Raw genomic sequence first — 2,246 nt, forward strand, 5'->3', positions numbered from 1 at the left:
ATGCAACTTAATCTTTTGTGTTCTTATATGGTGTATTTTTTGAGTTAAGGATTGTTGAGACGCACGGCCGTGGGTCTTTACCTGCTCCTCAAAAAAGTTTCTTGTTCCGGGTTTCTTGTTCCGGGTTTCCGGTTCGCCCGGCTCCGCCGCTTGCCTTGCAAGAATTCGTCATTGGTCAACTGGTCAATTGGTCAATTGGTTCATTGATAATTGATAATTGATAATTGGTCATTGATAATTGGTCATTGAAAAATCTGTGTTCATCTGTGAAATCTGTGGTGCCTCTCAATCTCAGCCTCAACCTCAACCTCAACCTCAGCCTTCCTCTTTTCTCACAACATCTTCAAGGTTAAGCACGAGCATATAGCCGATATGGCTGATACGCAGGTACAGTTTTTTCCTGCCTTGTATCTCTTCCACTTCGCCTTCAATACCCTTAAGTGGCCCACTGGTGATGGTAACTTTTTCGCCTTTGCGGAGGGTGTCGGACTCGACAGAAAAAGCGAGTTTATTTTCCACGGTGCGGCGCATGGCTTCTATTTCATGGTCGGGGATTGGCACTGCTTTTCCTTTGTGGGAGACATAAGCTACCACACCATGAGCATTGAAGACATCCCTGTATTGCGAGGGGGTAATATTAACAAATATATAGGAGCTGATAACGGGCACTTCCACCCATTTTTTCCGGTCGCTCCATTGCCGTAACTCTCTACGGAGTGGGAGATAGGTTTTAATTCCAAGGGATTTTAACTGCTCATATACTTTTTTTCGGCTCTTGACCGGGTATAAAGCGCATACCATCGCGGTTGAATCTTCTTTTCCAAAACTTTAACTGCTTTTTTCTTTTGACTGGGCAATTTTTTTTAACTTCTCAATTTGTTGTTTTACCTGTCTTTTTTCTTCACGCAAGCCGGCCAGTTCCTGCAGGACGAATGACGTTTCATAACCGTCGCGGATGGCTTCTTTGTCGAATTGTTCCATCACAATGTAGTAATATTTCTCGCCGATGAACTGCACTTTCAGCGGTTTATCAACGTTAGATGCAATGAAATTGATGATGCCGTTGTCAGCACCATCTTTATAGCTTACAATTTCCCATTTGCTATCACCGTCCTGAAAACGGCGGTTATTGAATCCGTCCTGAGGGACTACTTCTGAGGTAACCGATTCTCCGGCATGGTAGACCTTAATCTGATTGTGTTTTATCCATGACGTACCGTAGTAACGGCTGGAAATATAGAATTCCCCTTTTGTGTCGAGGTGTGCACGGATAAACGTACGGTTATAGCTGTTTTCGGGTCTTTGCCGTTTATGAATAAGGATGGGTTGTGAACCGTATTCATCGGAGCGGATAAAATTTTTCAGTAGCGGTTCCAGCTCTTTTTCTTTGACAGCTATCATGCTGTCGAGATATTGAAGATTACGCTGTTGTTCCATCAGTTTTATTTCGTCCAGCATGCGAATGGCAAAAGCCGCTTCTTCGGTCAGGTCGTTAAAATTGTTGATGATGGTGTCGAGCTTTAATTTGGCCAGGTTGTATTGTCCACTGTCGCGCAATTGAATGGCCTCATCCAACTTTTGGGAGACTATTTCTTTTCGCGACTGTCCACAACCTGTCAGCAAACCAATGATGACAAACAGGGTAATATATCGGGTATGCATGTTTTACAGCTTTTGGTTACCTGGTGCTTTGTTGAGGACAAATTTATTGAAATTTGGTGCAAATAAAATGGGGTGGAGGGTAAAAGTTACAATTATCAGTGACCAATTAAGGTTAAGGCTGAGGTTGAGGTTGAGGTTGAGGTTGAGGTAGAGAGTGCACCACAGATATCACAGATTTTTCAATTACCAATTATCAATGAACCAATTAACTAATTGATCAATTGACGAATTCTTACAAGATAATCGGCGGAGCCGAGCTAACCAGCAACCAGCACCCAGCAACCAGCAACCAGCACCCAGCAACCAGCAACAAAACAGGTTGAGGATAAGGTTAAGGTTAAGGTTGAAAATCCACCACAGATATCACAGATTTTTCAATTACCAATTACCAATTACCAATTACCAATGAACAATTACCAATTATCAATTATCAATTTACCAATTTACCAATTGACGAATTGACCAATTCTTACAAGGCAAGAAGCCGAGCCAAGCGAACCGGAAACCTGAAACCAGCAACAAGCAACAAGCAACCAGCAACCAGCAACAAGCACCCAGCACCCAGCACCCAGCAACCAGCAACC

The 2,246-nt window shown here is 43.1% G+C and carries 2 protein-coding genes; both read right to left on the reverse strand.

The genetic code is table 11. The annotated features are described in order from the left end of the window. Positions 1 to 315: 315 nt before the first annotated feature. Entirely contained in the window at positions 316 to 801 is a 486-nt protein-coding gene (locus OQ5_RS21200) for a UpxY family transcription antiterminator (RefSeq protein ID WP_255297556.1), read from the reverse strand. A gap of 27 nt (positions 802 to 828) precedes the next feature. Next, complete coding sequence (locus OQ5_RS0114285) at positions 829 to 1,662, reverse strand: hypothetical protein (protein ID WP_016778136.1); 834 nt, start codon at positions 1,660 to 1,662, stop codon at positions 829 to 831. Positions 1,663 to 2,246: the final 584 nt, after the last annotated feature.

Source organism: Anaerophaga thermohalophila str. Valhall, assembly GCF_000250735.1.
Taxonomy (GTDB): domain Bacteria; phylum Bacteroidota; class Bacteroidia; order Bacteroidales; family Marinilabiliaceae; genus Anaerophaga; species Anaerophaga thermohalophila_A.